2 protein-coding genes and 1 pseudogene are annotated in these 3,852 nt (G+C 70.8%); 1 reads left to right on the top strand and 2 read right to left on the bottom strand.

Annotated features, from left to right (window positions below; translation table 11 throughout):
* Positions 1-337 precede the first annotated feature (337 nt).
* The gene (locus tag HUV01_RS13500) at positions 338-1,537 is read left to right on the top strand and encodes a cation:proton antiporter (RefSeq protein WP_174298740.1); all 1,200 of its coding nucleotides are present in this window, start codon (positions 338-340) and stop codon (positions 1,535-1,537) included.
* 36 nt (positions 1,538-1,573) lie between these two features.
* Here the strand turns inward: HUV01_RS13500 and nadB are convergent, their stop codons facing one another.
* Positions 1,574-3,154, bottom strand: a complete 1,581-nt coding sequence (gene nadB / locus HUV01_RS13495; RefSeq protein WP_174298739.1) for an L-aspartate oxidase — start codon at positions 3,152-3,154, stop codon at positions 1,574-1,576.
* Between the two features lie 140 nt (positions 3,155-3,294).
* Positions 3,295-3,852 (bottom strand): annotated as a pseudogene (locus HUV01_RS13490) (TonB-dependent receptor); the annotation flags it as partial.

Below are 3,852 nucleotides of genomic sequence, written 5' to 3'. Positions count from 1 at the left end.
CATCCGGGCGCCGGCGCCCGGATGGCCGGACGGCCCGCAGCCGGCGAGCGCCGCCGACAGGGCGGTGACGATCGCGGGCGACATGCAACGACGAACGCTTGGTCTGGTCATCATTCCCGTATCATCACCGACATGATCTTCGCCCGCCATCGGCGGTACCACTCTTGCGGAAGCATTCATCAGGAAAAGCGGGCTGTTGCGGCCCATGCGGTGAACCGCGGCTGAAGCGGGTCCAGTTGCGGTGCCGGTCGCTGCGAGGGTCGCGGGGCCGGTCCGGCTCCGGGCGGATCCGCCCAAACCGGTGGTCTTGCGCCGCGCGTCGTGAAAGAGGGTGGGGATGGACGAGACCATTTTCCTGATGATCGGCGGGATGCTCGGGCTGGCGACCCTAGTGGCGCTCGCGTGCCAGCGGTTGCGGCTGCCCTACAGCGTGGGGCTGGTCGCGGCCGGGCTGGCCGTGGCGCTGGTCGCGCCCGGGATATCACCGCCGCTGACGCGCGAGCTGATCTATTTCGTGCTGCTGCCCCCGCTCGTCTTCGAAGCCGCGATCCAGATCCCGTGGTCGCCGCTGCGCCGCGAACTGCCGCTGCTGCTCGCCCTCGTGACGCTGGGCGTTGGGCTCGCCGCGGGCGTGGTGGCGGCGGGCATGCACTATTGGGCGGGATGGAGCTGGATCGGGGCGGGCCTGTTCGGCGTGCTGATCGCCGCCACCGATCCCGTCGCGGTGATCGCCGCCTTCCGGCAATGGACGGTCGAGCCGCGACTACACCTGCTGGTGGAGTCGGAGAGCCTGCTGAACGACGGCGTCGCCGCGGTCGCCTTCGCGATCCTCAGCGGGATCGCCGGCGGCGGGGCGGTGAGTGTCGGCGGCATCGGTTGGGAGCTGGTCCGCACCTCGCTGGGCGGCATCGGCATCGGCGTCGGCGTGGCGGTGCCGCTGATCCTGATCGCGGGACGCACCAGCGACCGGCTGGTGGAGGTCATGATCTCCACGCTCATCGCCTATGGCGCCTTTCTGGTCGCCGAGCATTTCGGCTGTTCGGGGGTGCTGGCGACGCTGGCGGCCGGGCTGGTGATGGGCAATTGGGGCTTCGTCGGCTCGATCAGCGACGAGGGCCGGCGCGGCGTGCTCAGGCACTGGGAGTATGTCGCCTTCCTCATCGACTCGGCGATCTTCCTGCTGATCGGCGGGCAGGAGGCGACGATGCCGGTCGGTTTCGTCATCGAGGCGGCGCTGCTGGCGGTCGTCCTGTCGCTCGCCGGGCGTGCGCTGGCGGTGTACCCGGTCGTGCTCGCCTTCGCCCGGACGCGCCTCGCGGTGCCCTGGGCCTACAAGCATGTGCTGTTCTGGGGCGGGCTTCGTGGCGCGCTCGCCCTGGCGCTCGCCCTGGCGCTGCCCCGCCAGGTGCCCGAGCGCGGAACGATCGTCGTCGTGGCGTTCGCGGTGGTGGCCTTCTCGATCTTCGTCCAAGGACTGACGATGGGGCCGCTGATCCGCCGGCTGGGCCTCACCCGAGCGCCGGAGGAGCGCCCGTGACGGCAATTCGAGTGGTGCCGGGGCTGTCCGGCCCGTTCAGGGCACCAGCACGGTGTCGACGGCGTCCGGCAGCGTCCCGGGCCAGTCGAGCACGTAATGCAGCCCGCGGCTCTCGTGGCGTTGCAGCGCGGAGCGGACGATCAGTTCGGCGGTCTGGATCAGGTTGCGCAGTTCGATCAGGTCGGGCGTCACGCGGAAGTGGCCGTAATAGTCCGCGACCTCCTCCTGTAGCAGGCGGATGCGGCTCGCGGCGCGCTGCAACCGCTTGGTGGTGCGCACGATGCCGACATAGTTCCACATGAAGCGGCGGATCTCCGTCCAGTTCTGCTTGATGACCACCTCCTCGTCCGAGTCGGTGACGCGGCTCTCGTCCCACGGGCGGATCGCGGGCACGGGGGGCAGGGTGTCCCAGCGCGCGGCGATGTCCGTCGCGCACGCCTCGCCGAACACGAAGCATTCCAGCAGCGAGTTGGACGCCAGCCGGTTCGCGCCGTGCAGGCCGGATTCGGTACATTCGCCGGCGGCGTACAGCCCGGGCAGGTCGGTGCGCCCGTCGCGGTCGACCACGATCCCGCCGCAGGTGTAATGCTGCGCCGGCACGACCGGGATCGGCTGGCGCGTCATGTCGATGCCCAGCCCCAGCAGCTTCTCGTGGATGTTGGGGAAGTGCCCGCGCACGAACGCCGCGGGCATGTGGCTGATGTCGAGATGGACGTAATCGAGCCCGTCGCGCTTGATCTCCGCGTCGATCGCGCGCGCCACCACGTCGCGCGGGGCAAGCTCGGCGCGCGGATCGATGTCGGGCATGAAGCGGTGGCCGGTGCGCGGGTTGACCAGCCGCCCGCCTTCCCCGCGCACCGCCTCGGTTATCAGGAAGTTCTTGACGTCGAGATCATAGAGGCAGGTCGGATGGAACTGCATCATCTCCATGTTGGCGATGCGGCAACCGCCGCGCCACGCCATCGCGATCCCGTCGCCGGTCGCGCCGCGCGGCGCGGTGGAGAAAAGGTACGTGCGCCCGGCGCCGCCGGTCGCCATGATCGTCGCGCGCGCGGTGTGCAGCTCGACGTGGCCCAACGTGCGCTCGACCGCATAGACGCCCCAGACGGTGCCGGCGCCGGAATAGCGTTCCTCGTGGCGGCTGGTGGCAAGGTCGATGGCGACGCGGTCGGGCAGCAACGTGATGTTGGGATGCGCCTCGGCCGCGCGTTGCAGCGCCTCCTGCACCGCCCAGCCGGTCGCATCGGCGACGTGGACGATGCGCCGGTGGGAATGACCGCCCTCGCGCGTCAGGTGAAGGGCGTTTCCGTCCGTCTCGAACGGTACGCCGAGCCGTACCAGTCGCTCGATGGCCGCGGGCGCCCCGCCGATCACGAACTCGACGACATCGCGGTCGTTGAGCCCGGCGCCCGCGACCATCGTGTCCTCGACATGGTTGGCGAACGTGTCGCCGGGTTCGAGGACGGCGGCGATGCCGCCCTGCGCCCAGGCGGTCGACCCCTCGTTCAACGCGCCCTTCGCGAGCACCGTCACACGGAAGCGGTCCGCCAGGGTGAGCGCGGCGGTGAGGCCGGCGGCGCCCGACCCGACGATCAGGACATCGGAGGTGGAGCTCATGTCGCGGGCACGGACTTCGCGAAACTCGCGCACGGGCGCCCGAACAGGCGTTCGAGGTCGGGGCGGGCGTGGGGAACGGCTCTCATCGCGCCTCTCTGCCACAGGACGTGGCCCGCGGGACAGGGCATCCGTCCTCGCCGTCAGTACAGCTGCTTCCTCAGGCTAAGCCGGACCGCGCGGCCCAGCGGGTCGAGATAGGCTGGCTGGTAGCTGACCGGCGTCGCGCCGGTGCCGTCGGTCACCCGCTGGCGCCCGTCGAACAGGTTGGTGACGGCGAACGTCAGCCGCAGTCCGCGCGCCCAGGGGTGCCGGACGACGAACTTCAGCTGCTGACCCATGTCGGCGAACAGCCGCAGGTCGAAGGTCGCGAGGCTGGAGAAATCGAGCGTGCCGTCGGTGGCGGCCGCTCCCGCCGCCGCGCCGCCACGCACGAGGGTCGCGGTCTGGTAGTTGGCCGAGGCGCGGATGCCGAGGCCGTTGTTGGAATAGCCGGCCTGCCCCTCCAGTTGGTGGCGCGGCTGTCCTCCCCCGGAGCCCGCGCCGCTGCCGATCACGTCGCCGTTCAGCGCATCGAGCAGCGGGCCACCGGCGCGGACCAGCACCGTGTCCTCGAAATACCAGGTGTGGTAGAAGGCGAACTGGAGCCGCCCGCCGCCCGCGCCGCCCCGCCCGCCGCCGCCGCCGCCGCCTCCGCCAAA

This window comes from Sphingomonas bacterium, from assembly GCF_903643035.1.
Lineage (GTDB): Bacteria > Pseudomonadota > Alphaproteobacteria > Sphingomonadales > Sphingomonadaceae > Sphingomonas.
The sequence above is the reverse complement of the archived record's forward strand: the minus strand, read 5'-3'. Positions and strand labels throughout refer to the sequence as shown.

Coding starts and splice junctions, on each gene's coding strand:
- HUV01_RS13500 (WP_174298740.1), top strand. CDS start 338: ATGGACGAGACCATTTTCCTGATGATCGGCGGGATGCTCGGGCTGGCG.
- nadB (WP_174298739.1), bottom strand. CDS start 3,154: ATGAGCTCCACCTCCGATGTCCTGATCGTCGGGTCGGGCGCCGCCGGC.